At 42.0% G+C, this 18750-nt stretch carries 17 protein-coding genes; 11 read left to right on the top strand and 6 right to left on the bottom strand.

The genetic code is table 11. From position 1 onward, the window contains the following. The 8 genes from T487_RS0102050 (at position 1) to T487_RS0102015 (ending at position 8894) form a co-directional block, all read left to right on the top strand. Positions 1–1170 (top strand): SpoIIE family protein phosphatase, encoded by a 1170-nt coding sequence (locus tag T487_RS0102050; protein WP_031573403.1) that lies wholly within the window; start codon positions 1–3, stop codon positions 1168–1170. A 165-nt stretch (positions 1171–1335) separates the two neighbouring features. Next, entirely contained in the window at positions 1336–1902 is a 567-nt protein-coding gene (locus tag T487_RS0102045; protein WP_031573402.1) for a glycerol-3-phosphate responsive antiterminator, read from the top strand. A gap of 140 nt (positions 1903–2042) precedes the next feature. Beyond that, complete coding sequence (locus T487_RS0102040; protein ID WP_031573399.1) at positions 2043–3482, top strand: NAD(P)/FAD-dependent oxidoreductase; 1440 nt, start codon at positions 2043–2045, stop codon at positions 3480–3482. Positions 3483–3493: 11 nt separating this feature from the next. Continuing rightward, entirely contained in the window at positions 3494–4762 is a 1269-nt protein-coding gene (locus T487_RS0102035) for an NAD(P)/FAD-dependent oxidoreductase (protein ID WP_031573396.1), read from the top strand. Position 4763: 1 nt separating this feature from the next. Next, positions 4764–5114 (top strand): DUF1667 domain-containing protein, encoded by a 351-nt coding sequence (locus T487_RS0102030; RefSeq protein ID WP_031573394.1) that lies wholly within the window; start codon positions 4764–4766, stop codon positions 5112–5114. Positions 5115–5237: 123 nt separating this feature from the next. Then, entirely contained in the window at positions 5238–6701 is a 1464-nt protein-coding gene (locus T487_RS0102025; RefSeq protein ID WP_031573392.1) for an NAD(P)/FAD-dependent oxidoreductase, read from the top strand. A 2-nt stretch (positions 6702–6703) separates the two neighbouring features. Further along, positions 6704–7240, top strand: coding sequence for a DUF3867 family protein (locus T487_RS0102020; protein WP_031573389.1), 537 nt, complete (start codon positions 6704–6706; stop codon positions 7238–7240). Positions 7241–7436: 196 nt separating this feature from the next. Further along, positions 7437–8894, top strand: coding sequence for an MATE family efflux transporter (locus tag T487_RS0102015; RefSeq protein WP_242847999.1), 1458 nt, complete (start codon positions 7437–7439; stop codon positions 8892–8894). A 58-nt stretch (positions 8895–8952) separates the two neighbouring features. On the opposite strand, the gene glmS is transcribed toward T487_RS0102015, so the two are convergent. Together glmS and T487_RS0102005 are read right to left on the bottom strand one after the other, a co-directional pair. Continuing rightward, positions 8953–10779, bottom strand: a complete 1827-nt coding sequence (gene glmS / locus T487_RS0102010) for a glutamine--fructose-6-phosphate transaminase (isomerizing) (RefSeq protein WP_031573384.1) — start codon at positions 10777–10779, stop codon at positions 8953–8955. A 402-nt stretch (positions 10780–11181) separates the two neighbouring features. Further along, the gene (locus tag T487_RS0102005) at positions 11182–12132 is read right to left on the bottom strand and encodes a sugar-binding transcriptional regulator (protein WP_031573381.1); all 951 of its coding nucleotides are present in this window, start codon (positions 12130–12132) and stop codon (positions 11182–11184) included. A 236-nt stretch (positions 12133–12368) separates the two neighbouring features. Between T487_RS0102005 and T487_RS0102000 the strand changes: the two genes are divergently transcribed. Genes T487_RS0102000 through rpiB form a run of 3 tightly spaced genes read left to right on the top strand, consistent with a single transcriptional unit; the run spans position 12369 to position 15419 of the window. Further along, positions 12369–13406 carry a glycerol-3-phosphate dehydrogenase gene (locus T487_RS0102000; protein WP_031573379.1) on the top strand — a complete coding sequence of 346 codons (1038 nt, stop codon included), beginning with the start codon at positions 12369–12371 and terminating at the stop codon, positions 13404–13406. Between the two features lie 35 nt (positions 13407–13441). Then, positions 13442–14947, top strand: coding sequence for a xylulokinase (gene xylB / locus T487_RS0101995; protein WP_031573376.1), 1506 nt, complete (start codon positions 13442–13444; stop codon positions 14945–14947). Between the two features lie 25 nt (positions 14948–14972). Then, a complete protein-coding gene (rpiB, locus tag T487_RS0101990) occupies positions 14973–15419 on the top strand; it encodes a ribose 5-phosphate isomerase B (RefSeq protein ID WP_031573373.1) in 447 nt (148 codons plus the stop codon). Between the two features lie 76 nt (positions 15420–15495). Here the strand turns inward: rpiB and T487_RS0101985 are convergent, their stop codons facing one another. The 4 genes from T487_RS0101985 to T487_RS0101970 form a co-directional block, all read right to left on the bottom strand. Further along, on the bottom strand, positions 15496–15741 hold the full coding sequence (locus T487_RS0101985) for a CDGSH iron-sulfur domain-containing protein (protein ID WP_031573370.1): 246 nt from the start codon (positions 15739–15741) through the stop codon (positions 15496–15498). A gap of 107 nt (positions 15742–15848) precedes the next feature. Further along, a complete protein-coding gene (locus tag T487_RS0101980; protein WP_031573367.1) occupies positions 15849–16121 on the bottom strand; it encodes an acylphosphatase in 273 nt (90 codons plus the stop codon). An 11-nt stretch (positions 16122–16132) separates the two neighbouring features. Then, complete coding sequence (locus T487_RS0101975; protein ID WP_031573365.1) at positions 16133–17059, bottom strand: hypothetical protein; 927 nt, start codon at positions 17057–17059, stop codon at positions 16133–16135. Positions 17060–17140: 81 nt separating this feature from the next. Then, positions 17141–18748 carry a sensor histidine kinase gene (locus T487_RS0101970; RefSeq protein ID WP_155953234.1) on the bottom strand — a complete coding sequence of 536 codons (1608 nt, stop codon included), beginning with the start codon at positions 18746–18748 and terminating at the stop codon, positions 17141–17143. Positions 18749–18750: the final 2 nt, after the last annotated feature.

The raw sequence follows: 18750 nt of genomic DNA, 5'->3' as shown, positions 1-18750 counted from the left end.
ATGGAGTATTTTATTGATACAGTTGCATTATCAGTGAATAAAGATGGAGAAGAGTTATGTGGCGACCAGATTGAAATCGCTGATACAAAGGATGGGAGAATCCTTGTGCTTTCTGATGGTCTTGGAAGCGGTGTGAAAGCCAATATTCTTGCAACACTCACCTCAAAGATCGCCGTAACGATGCTGAAGGAAAAGGCTACCTTGGAGGATACCATTGAAACCATCATGAAGACATTGCCCGTATGCTCTGTACGTAAACTCTCCTATTCAACTTTCACCATTGTGAAAGCGGCAAAGGACGGTACAGTGAACATTTTTGAGTTTGACAACCCGTCCTATTTTTACTTGGATAAGGGCGTACTGTGTGAAGTGCCAAAGAACAGAAGAGAGATACATGGTAAAATTGTATATGAATCCACTTTGAAGATGAAGATCGGAGATCAGCTGATTCTGGTATCCGATGGCGTCATACATGCCGGGGTTGGAAAACTTTTGAATTTTGGCTGGCAATGGAAAGACGTGTCTGCCTTTGCAGAAGATACCATACGGAACTCGGGCACTACCTCCCTTTGTCATGAGATCATGAGCTACACCAATATATTGTATGACCGGATGCCAGGAGATGATGCCAGCGTAGTAGAGCTTTCTTACAAAGAAAAGAAGACGCTTCATCTTTTTACAGGCCCGCCTAAGAATCCCAATGACGATAAGTTTCTTGCGGAGGCTTTTGTGGAAGCGAGAGGAATCAAAGTTATTTCAGGTGGCACAACGGCGAAAATCATTGCGGATAAAACAGGGAATGAACTTAAAGTAAAACTCGACCACTTAAGGAAGGATCTTCCGCCCACTGCAGTGATGAAAGGAGCGGATCTCATAACTGAAGGGATTCTGACCATGAGCAGAGTGGTTGATTTACTGAAAGGGTATAGAGATGGGGAAAAAAGCACAGAAATCTTGCAAGAGCTTTTTGAAGAGCATGGAGCATCCGAACTCTCCAAGCTGATTCTCAATGAAGCCAGCGAAGTGGTGATTTGGTTGGGAACGGCCGTGAATCCGGCGCATCAGTCAGAAGGCTTTGTGTTCAACTATCAGAAGAAAGTTGAGATTGTCCATGAACTAAAAAAGGTTCTGCTGGAGATGGGAAAAGAAGTGCTTCTGTATACCATATGAAATAAATCATTGGCGTTTACGGGTGAATTTTATCTTCTTTCATGAACTCCAATAGGCTTTTCTAGTGACTTTGATGAGAAACCAAGAAAATTTTAACATTGCATTGGTTTACAAGTGAAATAGAATATGTATAATGAAATGTGACCATAAAAAAGGAGGTAGGGTATGAAAGAAGAATTTTATACCGCCTTGGAAGATTTCCCTGTGGTTACCGCTGTGAAGGATTATAACGGTTTGGAAATGGCTTTAGAGACAGAGAATAAAGTAGTCTTTGTGCTCTTTGGAAATATTACAGATATTTCCATGATTGTAAAGAAAATCAAAGCGAAGAACAAAATCGCCATTGTACATGTTGACCTCATCGAGGGGCTTGGCAGCAAAGAAATTGCAGCAAAGTTTATCAAGTACAATACTTTGGCAGATGGAATCATCAGCACCAAGGCCAACATCATCAGTGCGGCAAAAGATCTGGGTCTAATTACAGTCCAGAGATTCTTCCTCATCGATTCCCTTTCATTGAAGAATGTCATTAAGTACATTGAAGCAGGACATGCGGATACTTATGAAGTTCTTCCTGGTGGGATGTACAAAATTATCACCATGCTTTCCAACATTTCCAGCGTTCCTCTCATTGCAGGGGGACTTATCTCCGACAAGGAAGATGTGATCTCAGCGCTTTCTGCGGGAGCCACTGCCATATCTTCCACAGACACGACGATCTGGACATTGTAAATGTCAAGGTTTACAACGTTTAGGTAACGTGTTAAAATTAACTTAAGTTCATATTGTGCTAAGAGTGTAAGAGTAAGCAAAAGGTGCCTGTTTTGACAGGCTCTGTTGTGTTGCTCTTTTTTGTGTTAGGAGGGAAAAATATGTTTGATGTAGCAATTATTGGTGCGGGTATTGTTGGCGCATCTGTTGCGAGAGAGTTATCCAGGTATAACCTCAATGTGTGTTTGATTGAAAAAGAAAATGATGTTTCTGAAGGGGCTACCAAAGCGAACAGTGCGATTGTGCATGCCGGTTATGATCCTGAGAATGGAACAGCCATGGCGAGACTGAATGTGCGTGGATGTCATCTCACTGAAGTTTATGCAAAGGAACTGGATGTTCCATACAAGAAGATTGGATCATTGGTGGTGGCTTTCTCACCGGAAGAGATGGAGACCATCGAAGAGCTATTTGAGAGAGGAAACAAGAATGGTGTTCCTGATCAAAGAATCATTCACCGGGAAGAACTCCTGAAGATGGAGCCAAACATTGGAGATGAAGCGGTAGGGGCTCTGCATTCTCCTAGTGCAGGTATCGTAGGACCATGGGAATTCTGTATCGCACTGACAGAAAATGCGGTAGTTAATGGTGTAAAGCTTTATCTCAATACTGAAGTTGTGGATATCAAGAAAGAAGATGGAATGTTCACGATTTTCACAGGGAATCCAGAACTGGAACCAATCAAGACCAAGTATATCGTCAATGCAGCTGGTATCTACAGCGACGTTATTCTGGGTATGGTTGGTGAAAGAGAATTTAAGATCAAGCCACGTAAGGGGCAGTATTTTGTTCTGGACAAGAGCCAGGGTCCTCTTGCCAACCATGTTATTTTCCAGTGTCCATCAGCACTTGGAAAAGGTGTTCTAGTGACCCCTTCTGTTCATGGCAACCTGATTGTCGGACCAGATGCTGAAGACAACGTGGAAAGAGATGATACAACCACTACCAAGGAAAGAATGGAATTTATCAGAGATGCTGCTGCAAAATCGATCAAGGGAATCAATTATAGGGAAAGTATTCGAAACTTTGCAGGCTTAAGAGCACAATCTGACCGTTCTGACTTTATCATTGAAGAGTCCAAGTCTGTGAAAGGTCTCATCAATCTTGCGGGTATCAAATCTCCAGGGCTTACTTCTGCTCCAGCCATTGCAGAAGATGCAAGAGATCTGCTTGAAAAAGCTGGACTGACTTTAACGAAAAATGAGAACTTTAATCCAACAAGAAGACAGACCCATTTCATGAGCCTTTCTCCTGAAGAAAAATCAGCAAAGATCAAAGAGGATCCAAGATTTGGAAGAATCATCTGCCGCTGTGAAAACATCACTGAAGGAGAAATTGTGGAAGCCATCAAGAGACCTGTGGGAGCACTTTCCCTGGATGGTGTGAAGAGAAGAGTCCGACCTGGTATGGGTAGATGCCAAGGTGGATTCTGCGGACCAAGAGTTCTTGAAATCATTGCCAGAGAGAAAAATGTTCCTCTGGAAGAAGTGATGCAGGATACAAATGGATCCTATATTCTGATCGGCGAAACAAAGAAGTAGGGGTGAATGAGATGATATATGATTTAATCGTAATTGGTGGAGGTCCTGCAGGACTTTCCGCTGCATATGAAGCGTACAACAATGGAATCGAAAATATTCTGATTCTGGAGAGAGACAAGGAACTCGGCGGTATTCTCAATCAGTGTATCCATAACGGGTTCGGTGTGCATTCTTTTAAAGAAGAGCTTACAGGACCAGAGTATGCACAAAGATACGTTGAAATGCTGCAGTCAACAAAAGTATCCACCAAATTGGACACCATGGTTCTGTCCATTGATAATGATGGAGACATCAAAAAAGTGGAAGCCATCAACATGGAAGAGGGATATCTCAGTCTGGAGACCAGAGCAATCATCCTTTCCATGGGCTGCCGTGAAAGAACAAGAGGTGCAATCCAGATACCAGGCGCTAGACCTTCCGGAGTCTTCACTGCGGGTACTGCACAGAGATATGTCAATATGGAAGGATACATGGTAGGAAAGAAAGTCGTGATCTTAGGATCTGGTGACATTGGTCTGATCATGGCAAGAAGAATGACTTTGGAAGGGGCTAAAGTAGAAGCATGTGTGGAACTTATGCCTTACTCCAACGGACTGAACAGAAACATAGTACAGTGTCTGGATGACTATAATATTCCACTGCTTCTTGCACATACCATTACTGATATAGTGGGCAAACACAGACTGGAAGCCGTTGTGATTCAGAAAGTGGATGAAAACAGAAATCCGATCCCTGGCACCGAGCAGACCATAGAATGTGATACACTTCTTCTGTCTGTTGGCCTGATTCCAGAAAATGAAATCACAAAGAATGCGGGTATCGCATTAGATCCTAGAACATCAGGACCTATTGTGAATGAAGCGATGGAAACCAACGTGAAGGGTATTTTTGCATGTGGTAATGTTGTTCACGTTCATGACCTGGTGGATTTTGTTAGTGAAGAAGGTAAAAAAGCTGGACTAAGTGCTTCAAGATTCATCAAGAATGAGCTTCTGGAAGGACAGGCAGTGACTGAAATCAAAAATGGCCAGAGAGTGAACTATACTGTTCCTCAGAAAATCAGACTGGAGAACATTCTGGATGGTCAGGAAATCATGTTCAGAGTATCCAATGTGTTCAAAAATGTGAACATCACAGTGCGCAATCAGGAAGGCGAGCTGATCAAAAAGCTGAGAAGACCTGTGGTTGCACCTGGAGAAATGGAAAAGATCAAGCTGAAGAGAGAAGAAATCGAAAAAGCAAATGGACTTCTTACCATAGCTTTGGAAGAGGTGATGTAAGATGAGAGAAATGATTTGTATTGTATGTCCTAAAGGATGCAGACTGAGTGTGGACCAGAAACCAGATGGTGAAATCATCGTCATGGGAAATGGTTGCAACCGCGGGATTCCATATGCTCAGAAAGAGCTGACAAATCCCACAAGAGTAATCACATCTACAGTAAAAATTAACGGTGGAATTCACAAAAGACTTCCAGTCAAAACTTCAATGGATATACCAAAGGGATTGAATTTCGAAGTCATGAAAGCATTAGCTACAATTGAAGTGACTTCTCCAATCAAAGTAGGCACAGTAATCATCGAGAATATTCTTGGTACTGGTGCTAATATTGTTGCGACAAGAGATATGTAAGGAAATGTGGGCTTAGGCCCACATTTTTTGTACAAAAAATATCAGATTGCTGATATTTTTGTTATAATCAATATAATAAGTAAATGTTTACATGTTATGTGAGAAGGAAGGTAGGGATGAGTCATGTATGACGTGATTATTATTGGTGCTGGTATCGTAGGTACCACAATCGCACGAGAACTGTCGAAATCGAATGCTAAGGTTCTGATTCTTGAAAAAGGTATCGATGTGTCCATGGGTGCAACAAAGGCAAACAGTGCCATCGTTCATGGAGGCTTTGCAGAAAAGCATGAAGCATTGAAAGGCAGATTATGCTATAAAGGGAGAGTCCAGTTTAAAAAACTCGATGAAGAACTGAACTTTGGCTTTAGAGAAACAGGATCTCTCGTTATTTCCATGGAAGATGATAAAGAGCCACTGGAGAAACTCATGGCAAATGGCATCAAAAACGGGCTGGACGATCTGGAAATCATTGGACCGGATCGGATCAGAGAACTGGAACCAGAACTGACCCATGATGTGAAATGGGCGCTTTACTGTAAAGGTGCAGGAATCTGCTCCCCTTATGAAATGGCCATCTCCATGGCTGAGAATGCCATAAGAAATGGAGTAACGCTTAAACTTGAGCATCAAGTGACGGGTATTGAAAAAGACGGAGACGTGTTCAGAGTTTCCACAGATAAAGAAGAGTTCCAAGGCAAATTTGTGGTAAACGCAGCAGGTGTATATGCGGATGAAATCTCTAAAATGGTTGGTGTGAACAATTTCGAGATTTTGCCAAGATCTGGAGAGTATATTCTGTTCACCAGAGGGACAGGAGATCCTATCAACACAGTGATATTCCAGCTCCCCACAAAGTATGGAAAAGGTGTTCTAGTAGCATCAACCTATTACGGAAACCTGCTCATTGGTCCTGATGCATCGGATGAAGGTGGAAAAGATGATACATCAACTCATATTGAAAGGGTGGCTAAAATCTACCAGCAGACTAAAGCGCTGTATGGCAAGATCAACTCCAAGCAGTTCATCAGAAGCTTCACTGGAATCCGTGCAAGAAGCTCAACGGATGATTTCATCATTGAAGAAACTGAGGTGAAGGGGTTCATCAATGTGGCTGGTATTCAGTCTCCAGGGCTGACCTCATCACCAGCCATTGCAGAAATGGTTATAGGAATTCTTAAGGATGCAGGATTAGAATGGGAAGACAATAATGAATTTGACCCTTATAGAAAACCCATTGTGACCAAAAAACCTCTGCAGCCTTTAAAGGATATTAAACAGTTCATTGAACTTCCATTGGGATCAAAGGACCGGATTGTCTGCAGATGTGAACAGGTGAGAGAAGATGAGATTGTGGATGCGCTCCATCGTGGAATCCGAATCAAAACAGTAGATGGAGTAAAAAGAAGAACTAGAGCTGGCATGGGTTGGTGCCAAGGGGAGTTCTGTAAACCAAGGGTCATTGAGATTATGGAACGAGAGTATGGCGAGAAGATAGATCCAGGTTTTGACATTGAGCACAGTGGTGTGAACCGGGTGCAGAAATCCGATCTTCTGGATTATCTCAAGAGCCTCGAGGAGGAATAGATTTGAGCGATGTCATTGATTTCAATGAACTGAAGAACAAAGTGCGGGATAAGGATATCGATGATTTTGAAAACTACATTTTTACGCTTTACAGCAAGATGGGGCAGGGAACAGAGAATATTGCTTCCATTAATCGAGCTGTGATGGAATACATGCAGAAGAACAACATCTCCATGGAGAAATTTATGGAGATTCAGAATAAGCTCATGGAGCGTTATGGTGTATCCATGGCAGATGTGGAGAGCCAGTATAATCTTACGAACAACCCGGAATATGAAAAATATCGAAAACAGCTGGGGTTCATGGAAAAATACAAAGGAAAAGTACGGGATTTCAAAGGGTTTTCCTATGAGATCAGAAATGACAGGAACCAGGTGTCTATTTATCTTGACGGGACAACAGTGATCTTAGCTTCTGCTGTAAGGGTAGATCTTTCAGACAATGAGCTCAATGAGTTTCTGGTTTCTTACAAGAAACTATTGGAAGACCAGAAGCTTAAGATCAAAATCAGTGAACAATATACAGAATACGATTATTAAAAGATTCCTTAAGCCAGAAGATGATCTTCTGGCTTTTTACTTTGGAATCTGTTGTACATCCTCTTTGTTTTGTATTGTTGCAATCAGAGTTTTCTGAATGCCTGTGCTATAATGGTTGATGTGTTCACCATAATACGAGATGAAATTAGAGGATTTATAGATGAATGATGAGAAACAGATGAATAATGAGAAACATATGAATGATAAGAAGCAGATGAATGATGAGAAACAGAGTGAAACTATCGACGTGAGTGACAATTGGAAACCAGACAAAAGGGAAAAAAAGAGTTGGGACCAGAGAATCAAAAATCCGATTCGACGAGATGTGCTGAAACTGGCATGGCCGATTCTGATTGAACTTCTTTTAGGCTCACTCTTTGGCATGATTGATATGATGATGCTTGGATGGATTGCGGACAAAGCCTTGTCTGCAGCATCTGTAGCAGCAGTTGGAATTACAAATCAGCCTATGTTTATCGGTCTTTCTTTGGCCCAGGCACTGAATGTCGGGGGTACGGCGATGATTGCAAGATATATGGGAGCGAAGCAGCCTCATAAAGTGGATTCCGTTATGAAGCATGTAATACTTCTGAATATCTTTGTGCTGGCAATTCCCCTTGCGACATTTGGTCTTGTTTTTACAGATGAGATCATGAGGTTCATGGGGGCTGAAGCGGACACCATATCCGCAGGAAGCAGCTATTTCAGAATTATCATGGTTGGATACCTTTTCCAGAGCTTTAACATGTCCATTACTGCTGCGCTTCGTGGCATTGGAGAAACTAAAGCACCTATGAGAATTAACCTTAAAGTCAACTTTCTTAATGTCATAGGTAATGCAGTACTCATCTATGGACTTCTTTACTTCCCTGCATTAGGAGTCACAGGAGCTGGAATCTCCACAGCATTTTCTCATGTGGTAGCCAGTGTGCTGATGGTTCGGTTTGTCACGAGAAAAGACAGCCCACTGAAGCTTGATCTGAAGAAAAAATTCAAATACAACAAAGTTGTGATTCAGAATCTGATCAGAGTTGGAGTGCCTGCTTCGTTGGAGTCTCTGGCTTTAAGAATCGGAGTTATGATGTTTGTGAGAATCGTTGCAAGTTTAGGAACCGTAGTATATGCATCGCATCAGATTGCATTGAGTATTCTCGGACTTTCTTTTCAGCCAGGTCAGGCTTTCGGGATAGCCGCTTCTTCCATGGTTGGAAGATCGCTAGGAGCGCAGAATCTTAAAAAAGCAGAGTTATATGCGAAAGAGACAAGAAAGATCGGTTCCATCATTTCAACGGGAATGGCACTGCTGTTCTTCTTTTTCGGACCTCAGATCGTCAGTTTATATACAACGGATCCAATCATTATTGATAATGCATCTATGGCATTGAAAATTATAGCAGTTGTACAGCCATTCCAGTCTTCACAGCTGATTTTAGCCGGTGCGCTAAGAGGTGCTGGCGATACATTCTGGCCACTGGTAGCAACTTTTATTGGTGTATTCGGATTCCGCGTGCTCGTTGCATACCTTCTTGTCAAGGTTTTGGGCATGGGACTGATGGGGGCTTGGATTGCTGTGCTGATTGACCAGCTGATCAGGTGGGTTTTTGTCTATGGAAGATTCCGAACAAATAAATGGAAGTACATTAGAATTCGATAATTAGGTATGAATAAAAGCCATCTGCAGCAGCAGATGGCTTTTAATGTGGTTGGTATAATTATTCTACGGTTACAGATTTTGCCAGATTTCTTGGTTTATCCACGTCCAACCCCTTATATAAAGCAACATAATAGGCTAAAAGCTGAAGTGGGACTACAGCAAGAATTGGAGCAATGAGGTCCATGGTGTTTGGGATAATAATCACTTCATCTGAGAAGTGCTCTACATCGTGATTGTCTTCGAAGGTAATGGCCATAACTTTAGCTCCACGGGAAACGACTTCTTTTATATTGCTTTGCATTTTTTCAAGAAGATCTCTTTGTGTAAGACTGGCAATAACAGTTATGTCATCTTCGATGAGGGCAATAGAGCCATGCTTCAGTTCACCACCTGGATATGCTTCAGAATGGATGTATGAAAGCTCTTTTAATTTCAGAGATGCTTCTACAGCAATCTGGTAATCAAGACCTCTGCCTAAGAAGAATACATCCTTTTCGGTGTGGATCTTATCAGCAAAGTGTTCGATTTTCTTTGTGTCTGCTATGATAGAAGCCACTTTTTCTGGTAAGGTCAACAGCTCTTTCTTCAGATCTTCCAGATAAGTCTCTTTCTGTGTTCCCAGAAGTTCAGCAAAGTATATTCCGATGCTGTAAATCGCTACAAGCATTGTAAGATAAGCTTTGGTGGAGGCAACACCGATTTCGGGACCAGCCCAGGTATAGAACACATCATCTGCCTCACGGGCAATAGAGCTTCCGACTACATTCGTAATGGCAATTACTCTTGCACCGAATTTTTGTGCTTCTCTGGATACAGCTAAAGTATCGGCAGTTTCACCGGATTGGCTGATGACGATCACAAGAGTTTTTGCATCTATGATTGGATTTCTGTATCTGAACTCTGAAGCCACATCTACTTCAACTGGGATTCTTGCAAGATTTTCAATGGCTACTTTACCAATAAGTCCTGCATTATAAGCGGTTCCACAAGCAATGATATAGATTCTGGAATAGTCTTCCAGCATTTCCTTGGTGATATGGATATCATCTAGCTTAACCTTCTTGCCTGGAACGATTCTTCCGGTCATGGTATCTTTTAGAGCCTTTGGCTGCTCGTAGATCTCCTTGATGGTAAAATGAGCATAACCGCCTTTTTCTGCGGATTCTGCACTCCAAGTAATTTCCGTAACTTCTCTTTCGATTTGCTCTCCATTCTGATTAAAGAACTGCAAGCTGTCTTTGCACAGCTCTGCATACTCTCCATCATTCAGATACACAAAGGATTTTGTATAGTTCAGCACTGCAGGCACATCAGAAGCGATAAAACATTCTTTTTCACCAACACCCACAACAAGGGGAGAATCTTTTCTGGTTGCAACAATTTTATCGGGCTCATTGAGCGCCATGACGCCAAGAGCGTAGCTTCCTTTAAGATCTGCAGCAGCTTTTTTCAACGCTTCCAGCAGATTTCCGCTGTAGTAGTAATCTACCAGATTCGGAATCACCTCTGTATCTGTGTCGGAGTAGAAGACGTAGCCCAGTCCCTGGAGCTTTTCTTTGATTTCCATATAGTTTTCAATAATACCGTTATGCACAACAGAAATCTTCCCATTGTTGCTGTTGTGAGGATGGGAGTTCTTGTCCAAAGGAGCACCGTGGGTAGCCCATCTTGTATGTCCGATACCCATGTGACCATGAACTTTTTCTTGCTTGAGCTTTTCCTCTAGATTTTTCAGTCTTCCAGCCGCTTTTTTTACTGTAAGCTCTCCTTCGTGGAGTACTGAAATTCCTGCGGAGTCATATCCTCTATACTCCAGTCTTGAAAGTCCGCTGATGAGAACCTCCGATGCATCCTTGTTTCCTACATAACCGACAATTCCACACATAAAAAAACACCTCTCTAAATATTTTTAGACAGGCTTAATACACCCTGACAGCCTTGTCCCAAAAATCACTTTTTGGATTTCTCTGTCAGATATCGGTAGTGTCTACCGCGAAGCATCCGCCGAAAATTCGATAACTTCGTCCTCGTCAACCTATATCGCTATAGGTTCTGGCGCTATTTCATAGATATGAAATTTCAATATTCATTAAGCCTTCCTTAGGTATTATATCTTAAATTTAACAATTTTACCACATGTAATTTTCATATTTTTATAGATGAGATGTGAAAATTATCATGAATTAATTGTGATTTTTCGAAACATGAGTTTCCTGGGTGATATTTTCAGTTCTTTTTACGATTTTAGTAAAGACATAAAAAACAGGTTGCCTTCGCAACCTGTTTTTTATCCCTGATACTGTTTTAAGATTTCTTCAGCAGTCGGAGCATCTATGTATAAACTATCAGCAAGACCACCTTTCAATGCAGCAATAATAACCTCTGTTTTTTCCTTGCCTACAGCAATGAGCATCTTATTGGGGATCTTTTTAATGACAGATAGAGGAGTGGCAATAACTCGGCTGTCCAGTTTTTCGTCCAGTACATTCCCTGATTTGTCGATGAAGTGTGAACAGCAGTCACCAATGCCGCCCATTTCGCGGATTTCACGGTAGATATCCTCGTTGATAACGCCCATCTCATAGAGTACAGAAGGTCTTTCTAAGTTTCCAACAGAAAAAATCGCAGTGTGGCAGCGATCGGCCATATCAAGAATCTCTTTGATTTGACCATCCTGCTTGATGGCATCAGCGATGAAACTCTGATCGACCATGGCGGGCGCAGGAATCTGATAGCCTGTGCCATTGACACAGTCCACGAAATTCTTCAGAATATCAAGGGCACCAGACTCGTAAACAGCCCTCGAAAAACCTCCGCTGAGCTGGATGACAGAAACTCCTTTCAGCCGAAGCGACGGGAGCTGCTTTGCAAGAACCGCAAGAGTGTGGCCCCAGTGGACACCTAAAATAGAGTCGCTTTTCAGAAAGCGGGGAAGATCTTCAGCAAGAGCACCACATACATCCTGAAGAAGAACCTGTCTGTTGCCTACCAGATCGGGAACAATGACAGCGCGTCTTAGCGGGAATTTCTCTGTCAGTTCTTTCTCAAGCTCGCTGTAAGACAATACAGATTCTTTCACACGGACTTCTATCAGTCCAATGTCCATCGCATTTTTAAGGAGTCTGCTGACTGAAGATTTGCTGATACCTTCTTTTTCAGCGATTTCCACCTGCCCCATGTTCAGTTCATAGTACATTTTTGAGATGCGCAATATTTGGCTGATTTTCGTTGTATCCATACTTCCTCCGATTAATGACTGATAATTTCAAAATATAGATAATTCTTGTTTCTGTCAAGGTTTTCAGCGTTATAATCAGCTCATGGGAATAATTTCAGTGCTATTGGGTGAAATTTCGCAATTGCAGTGGGTAGAATTTCATGATTTGGGAAAATTCCCAGATGACTATTGATTTTTCCCATAACGAGGATTATGATGAGAGAAATGAAAGAAGTAAACGTTTTTGGAGGTAGAAAATGAGTGTTGTAACTTTAATTGGGTCTGGACAGATGGCTTCAGCTCTTACTTTTCCATTAATAGAAAATGGACACGAAGTTCGGTTGGTGGGTAGTCCCCTAGATGGAGACATCATAGATCGCTTAAGACGGGACAGATATCACGTGAATCTGAAAAGAACTCTACATGATGGGATCAGATACTATAAGATAGAGGACCTGGCTGAATCTTTACAAGATACAGATTTGGTTGTATGTGGTGTTTCAAGTTTTGGTGTAGACTGGTTTGCAGAAGAAATCCTTCCCATACTGGATGAAAAGATTCCAGTGTTATCCGTGACCAAAGGGATGCTCAATGAAGCTGATGGTAGCCTTGTCACTTATCCAGAGTATTGGGAAGGAAAACTTCAGCCAGGTAGTAAGTTGGGGATTTACGCCATTGGGGGTCCATGTACAGCCAGAGACTTATCAGACCATGATCAGTCTTTTGTGGGATTCTGCGGAAGAAACCTGGAAAAGCTGAAATGGATCAGGTCCTTGTTTGAGACGGATTATTATGTAATCAGCCTGACGGATGATGTGGTTGGTCTTGAATCTGCAGTAGCTTTGAAAAATGGATATGCCTTGGGCACTGCCTTGGCTATCGGAATGGCTGAAAAACTTGGAGATGATGGTGTAGACCATAATAATTCTGAAGCAGCTCTTTTTCAGCAGAGTGTCAAGGAGATGATGGATCTGCTGAAGATTGTGGGAGGAAGACCCGAAAATATTATGTTCGCTGCAGGAGATCTCAATGTTACAGTAGCTGCGGGTAGAAGCAGAACTGTGGGACTTCTTCTTGGGAAAGGATATACCATTGAAGCTGTCATGGAAGAGCTGAAAGGGCAGACGCTGGAGGCTGTTGTTATTGCAACAAGAACTGCGGAAGCGGTAAAAGCGCTGGCTGAGAGAGGGATTGTGAGTTTGGAGGATTATCCGCTTTTAATGCATGTGGACGGCCTTCTCAATCACGGGGAAAAGCTGAACATCCCATGGAAGAAATTCCAGAAAATCATGTAATCATAAATATCAAATAAATAAAAAGGGGTAAAAACATGAGTTATTTTTTAGGATTGGACTTGGGGACTGGAAGCCTGAAAACTGTACTTTTTGATTTAAATGGAAAAGAGGTTGCTGTATCCGAAATGGAGTATCCATTGTATCAACCACATAATGGATGGTCCGAACAGGAACCTGAAGATTGGTACCAGGCATCAATCATGACGATAAGAAAGGTTATGGAGAAGAGCGGTGTACCGGCAGAATCTGTAAAAGGTTTGGGAATATCGGGGCAGATGATGGGCGCTGTTATGATGGATCAGGAAGGAAAAGTGCTGAGAAGAGCCATTTTGTGGAATGATGGAAGAACTTCTGAAGCTTGTGAGCATGTGAGGGAGATTGTTGGGGATGAACTGTTCATGAAATATTCTCTGACACCTGCAAGACCAGGGCTTACAGCAGCAAAGATTCAGTGGGTGAAAGATAATGAGCCGGAGCTCTATAAAGAAGTTGCGCACATCCATCTTCCTAAAGACTATTTGCGGTACCGTCTGACAGGAGAATATGCAACGGAGGTATCTGATGCTTCAGCAATGCAGCTTCTGGATATTCCAAACAGAAAATGGGCAACAGAAATTCTGAAGAAAATGGACCTTACTGAGGAGATGCTGGGAAAAGTATACGAGTCTCATGAAATTACAGGATACGTCCTTCCTGAGGTTGCAGAAGCTTCAGGTCTCACCACAGGCTGTGCCGTTGTTGGTGGTGCCAGTGATAATGCAGCTGCAGGTGTTGGAACAGGAATTGTCTCTCCAGGACGAGCGATGACGACAATTGGGACATCAGGAACAGTGTTTGCTTATTCAGAAAAACCGCTACTGGATCCTCATAAATCTGTGTATACATTCTGTATGCCGATTCCAGGTGCATGGCATTATATGGGCAGTGTGAATTCTGCAGGAGGCTCATTGAAATGGTGGAGAAATAACTTCTATCCAGAAGACCTGGAGTATGAAGCCATCAATAAGGATGCCGTTTCTTCGGCCATTGGTGCCAACAGGCTGGTCTATCTGCCATATCTGAACGGTGAGCAGTCTCCGCATTTCAATCTGACCTGTAGAGGTTCCTTCGTCGGACTCGCGGCGATTCATACAAAAGCGGACATGACCCGTGCGGTGATGGAAGGGGTTACCTATGCGCTGAAGGATATCATGTCTGGTATCAGAAATACCGGAGTTGAAGTGGATCATGTGCACATGTGCGGCGGAGGATCAAAGAGTGATTTCTGGAGACAGCTTTTGGCAGATGTCTATGATCTCCCTGTTTCACTTCCAGCTATGAAGTCTGAAAACAGTGCTGCCCTTGGGGTAGCGATACTGGCTATGGTAGGATGTGGAGCTTATGACAGTGTAGTAGATGCCTGCGATAAAATCATCAAAATGCGTGATGAGGTCTATGCGCCGGTTCAAGAGAATGTTGCAGCATATGACAATGTATATCGCGAGTTTGATGCACTGTATCCAAAACTGAAAGATAATTTTAAATCCATACTATCATTATAAGATCAGAGAAAGGAACGAAAGAAGAATGAGAATAGCAATCGGTTGCGATGAAGCAGCATATGATCTGAAGCATATTTTAATAAAGCATTTAGAAACAAAAGGTATTGAGGTGAAGGATTTTGGATCACTTAAAGATGAATCCGTACTTTATCCGGATGTCGCTTATACCGTGGCCAGTGAAGTTGCCGATGGAGGATACGAAAGAGGTGTTCTCCTTTGTGGGACAGGAATAGGTATGGCCATCACAGCCAATAAAGTGCCAGGGATACGTGCAGCTGTATGTCATGACCCCTATTCTACTGAAAGGTCTAGAAAAAGCAATAATTGCCAGATAATGACCATGGGTGCCAGAGTAGTTGCTCCCGAACTGGCCACATACCTTTTGGATATATGGCTGGAATCTGATTTTTCAGGTGGAGGATCCCAAGCAAAAGTGGATCGGATTACTGAGCTCGAAAATTTGAAAATCTAATAAAATAATCATTGAAACGAAAAAGAAACTCTTCCGCTTGGGAGAGTTTCTTTTTCGTTTTCTCTTATGTTATGACTTAGTCCGCAGTAAGATGTGAGCCATCACAGTAGGGAGGAGTTTTTGTCTGCTTGCAGTTGCAGAGTGCCTTGGTACCGCTTTCCTCTACAGTGAACAAGACAGGTATAATATCTGTTGTGCCTTTGTGGCTGCCATCACAGAAAGGCTGTGAAGCGCTTTTTCCGCAAGCACACCAATAGCGAGTTTCTCTTGCGTTCATTTCTACAAGAATCGGACTGTTTCCGGCTTTTCGTGGTTGATCCATAATACACCTCTTTTTCTAATTATTCTGATAGTAGTATATCAAAGAAATGACCATATAAAAAGAAGTATTCACAATTGCGAATACTTCTTGTAGAAAGCTTGTAGAAATCAGCCAACAATTTTAAAGGACTGCTCTTCGGGAATCACGGGCAACTCTTTCAGTGTGTAATCCTCAATCTTGAGGAAACCGTTCCCCTTCATAAGGAGTGCGAAGAAACGCTGAAAAGCCTCAGAATCTCCTTGGACTTCACATTCTACATGGCCGTTTGTCATATTCCGCACTTTTCCAGTCATCTTGAGACGAGTTGCAGTTTCATACGTAAAGAATCGGAACCCGACACCTTGAACACGGCCTTGAAATATGATGAGATATCGCTTCATACAATCACCTGCTATGTATTTGATGGTTTCTTGACGGTCTCTTCCTTTAAGTTGGAACTGGTGTGTTCATGCGAAGGCTTTGGGCTGATTTTTGGCTGTGGAGCATTCACTTCAGATTTTTCGGGAACAGGATTTGTGGTGCTTTTTATTTTCTGAGTTAAACTTGTAAGTGGCTTCAATCCAGACTTTTTTTCGGATTTTGCGCGGTGTTTTGATACCGTGTAAATATAGTCGAGATAAATTGCACCTACTACTTTCGCGTCCTTGACGAGATCTCCGCCCAGATTGTAAAACCCAAGATACTTCTGAAGATGTGAGATGGGTTTGTTTGTGATGCCGTAGAGATCTTTACTCATCTTCATTGCATCGATAAAAGAAATATGAACTTCTTTATCCAGTTTGATGTTCAGATAAGTATGGGTGAAGGGCTGGTTGTAGATGATTATAGGTAAACTGTCTGCATATCTTAGAAATCTGCCGATGGCTTCGTTTAATGGGATGACATATTTATTCAATAAAGGGTCTTCGGGTTTCAGTGGAATATAAAGAGAGTCTATCATCTTACTCTTTTTATAACGCACTGCCTGAAGGGAAGTGACGGTATCGTTATAGGGGTCCTCATCTTTTCGGGAAAGGTGAAAAGCGATGAATTCATCATAAAGTGGGTATGCTTCGAAATCTTCTATAATTTCACCTTTATGATTAAAAAGTGCATCTTCCATGATCACCTGTTTATACTGAAGTCTGTCAGGCGTGTAAATAAAATCTTTCAGTACGTAGAACAGTGAAATCATAAAACCGACCAGAATGTAGATCATTCCGTAAAAGATTTCGTCCTTCTGATATTTGTTGTTGAAGTACAAAAATACAAGGAGTAACAATAGAAAAATATAAGCATAGATGAATTTTCTATTGAAGACCTTTTTGAGTATATCCATATAGTTCCTCCGTTAGACATTGAATTAGCTTTTTTTATATTATAGTATGAAATCCGAGAAATATATAGTAGGCAGCTTCTATCAGCTGGTTTGGATGACAGGCAGCTGCACAATGATGCTGATCCTCTGATCTGTCAGCTTCTTTGCATAGATTCTGCCTTGATGAAGATGCACAATACTCTCTGAGATGGCAAGGCCTAAACCGCTTCCTCCAGTTTCACTGGATCTGCTTTTTTCAAGTCTATAAAAACGCTCAAACATTTTTTCGATTTCCTCATCAGTGATATGATCAATGGTATTCTCAAACGTCAGGGTGGAAAAACCGTTGGCGTCAGCGCCATCTACCGTAATCAGAATGGGATCGTTTGTGTAAGCGTACTTGATTGCATTGGAAATGAGGTTTTCAAAGAGCCTGACGAGCTGAGGGACATCAGCTTGCAGCACAACATCTTTGGATTTTGCGTTTTTTTGAATCTGGATTCCCCGTTCTTCTGCAATTGGAATCATTTCTTCAATGAGCTGATCCAGAAGATCCACCACGTTCACCGGTGAAAAGACAGATTTGTTGTCAGGGCTTTGAAGCTTCGTATACTCAAAAAGCTCACTGATCAGTTCTTTCAGGCGTTCCGATTTGGAATAGGCGATATCGATATACTCATTTTTCTGTTCTGGGCTTATTTTTTCTGATTTTGCGAGTCCAAGATATCCGATTATCGAAGTGAGCGGCGTACGCAAATCATGGGAGACATTTGTGATCAGCTCCTGCTTGGTTTTTTCGAGGTTTCTTTCTTCTTCAATACGCTCGTCTATATCCTGAGCCATGAGATTGATGCTCTTCGCCAGATGAGTAAGTTCGTCGTTTCCTTTTACTGGAGCTTTATGTTTCAAGTTCCCAGTGGAGATGACTCTTACTGTGTTAGACAGTTCCTGAATATAGTCCATTTTATTTTTTGTAAGGATCAGAAATCCCGAGATAAAGAAAAAGAAACCTACAAAGATGGATAGGGAAGTGTTGTAGGTATAGTAGGGAGTTGTCTGAATATCAGCGATGGGTGTATCTTTGATGATCAGATAGATATCGCGCTTCAAGAAGTTCATCGGATACACAAAAATCAGTTCACCAGCGCTGTCTTCGTCAATTTGGCCATCTTTATAAAAATCAATGTCGTAGGCTGATTTTATAACGGAAAAAATATCCACTCGAGCTTCTGTGACGTTATCGGTTTTAAACAGAATTTCTCCTTGTAAATCTGTAACCATAAGCTTCAAGGTGTTTGTCCTTGCGAAATCCATAATAAGGTTTTGCATGGCCTGCTCCAGATTGAACTGCTTGGCATCCGGATTGTTTTCAGAAGGATATCGGGCATTGTCGCGCATTTCCTGGGTGATTTCATCCTCTTCTTTATAGCGGAGATCGTTCAGCATGCGCTCCGCGATGTCATTGGCAGAAGCGGAGATGTCATGCATTCCCTGTTCATAGGAGATGAACTGGTTTAACGTTACTTTTCTTGTCATATTAAAAGTGATGTTGTACGCAAGAAAAGCCAGAACCAAACAGAATGCCACTGCAAAAATCAGTTCAAGCTGGATGTTGCTGCTGATTTTAGCGCGTATGAAATTATCCATTCTCAAAAAGAAACGGTCAATCCTGCTTTCCTTTTGGATGGGTTTCTTATTTCGTGACTTCATGA

Origin of the sequence: Proteiniclasticum ruminis DSM 24773 (assembly GCF_000701905.1) — a bacterium.
Taxonomy (GTDB): Bacteria; Bacillota; Clostridia; order Clostridiales; family Clostridiaceae; genus Proteiniclasticum; species Proteiniclasticum ruminis.
The sequence above is the reverse complement of the archived record's forward strand: the minus strand, read 5'-3'. Positions and strand labels throughout refer to the sequence as shown.

Coding starts and splice junctions, on each gene's coding strand:
- T487_RS0102005 (WP_031573381.1), bottom strand. CDS start 12,132: ATGGATACAACGAAAATCAGCCAAATATTGCGCATCTCAAAAATGTAC.
- T487_RS0101975 (WP_031573365.1), bottom strand. CDS start 17,059: ATGGATATACTCAAAAAGGTCTTCAATAGAAAATTCATCTATGCTTAT.
- glmS (WP_031573384.1), bottom strand. CDS start 10,779: ATGTGTGGAATTGTCGGTTATGTAGGAAACAAGGATGCATCGGAGGTT.
- T487_RS0102045 (WP_031573402.1), top strand. CDS start 1,336: ATGAAAGAAGAATTTTATACCGCCTTGGAAGATTTCCCTGTGGTTACC.
- T487_RS0102000 (WP_031573379.1), top strand. CDS start 12,369: ATGAGTGTTGTAACTTTAATTGGGTCTGGACAGATGGCTTCAGCTCTT.
- xylB (WP_031573376.1), top strand. CDS start 13,442: ATGAGTTATTTTTTAGGATTGGACTTGGGGACTGGAAGCCTGAAAACT.
- T487_RS0102035 (WP_031573396.1), top strand. CDS start 3,494: ATGATATATGATTTAATCGTAATTGGTGGAGGTCCTGCAGGACTTTCC.
- T487_RS0102015 (WP_242847999.1), top strand. CDS start 7,437: ATGAATGATAAGAAGCAGATGAATGATGAGAAACAGAGTGAAACTATC.
- T487_RS0102025 (WP_031573392.1), top strand. CDS start 5,238: ATGTATGACGTGATTATTATTGGTGCTGGTATCGTAGGTACCACAATC.
- rpiB (WP_031573373.1), top strand. CDS start 14,973: ATGAGAATAGCAATCGGTTGCGATGAAGCAGCATATGATCTGAAGCAT.
- T487_RS0101985 (WP_031573370.1), bottom strand. CDS start 15,741: ATGGATCAACCACGAAAAGCCGGAAACAGTCCGATTCTTGTAGAAATG.
- T487_RS0102030 (WP_031573394.1), top strand. CDS start 4,764: ATGAGAGAAATGATTTGTATTGTATGTCCTAAAGGATGCAGACTGAGT.
- T487_RS0102050 (WP_031573403.1), top strand. CDS start 1: ATGGAGTATTTTATTGATACAGTTGCATTATCAGTGAATAAAGATGGA.
- T487_RS0102040 (WP_031573399.1), top strand. CDS start 2,043: ATGTTTGATGTAGCAATTATTGGTGCGGGTATTGTTGGCGCATCTGTT.
- T487_RS0101980 (WP_031573367.1), bottom strand. CDS start 16,121: ATGAAGCGATATCTCATCATATTTCAAGGCCGTGTTCAAGGTGTCGGG.
- T487_RS0101970 (WP_155953234.1), bottom strand. CDS start 18,748: ATGAAGTCACGAAATAAGAAACCCATCCAAAAGGAAAGCAGGATTGAC.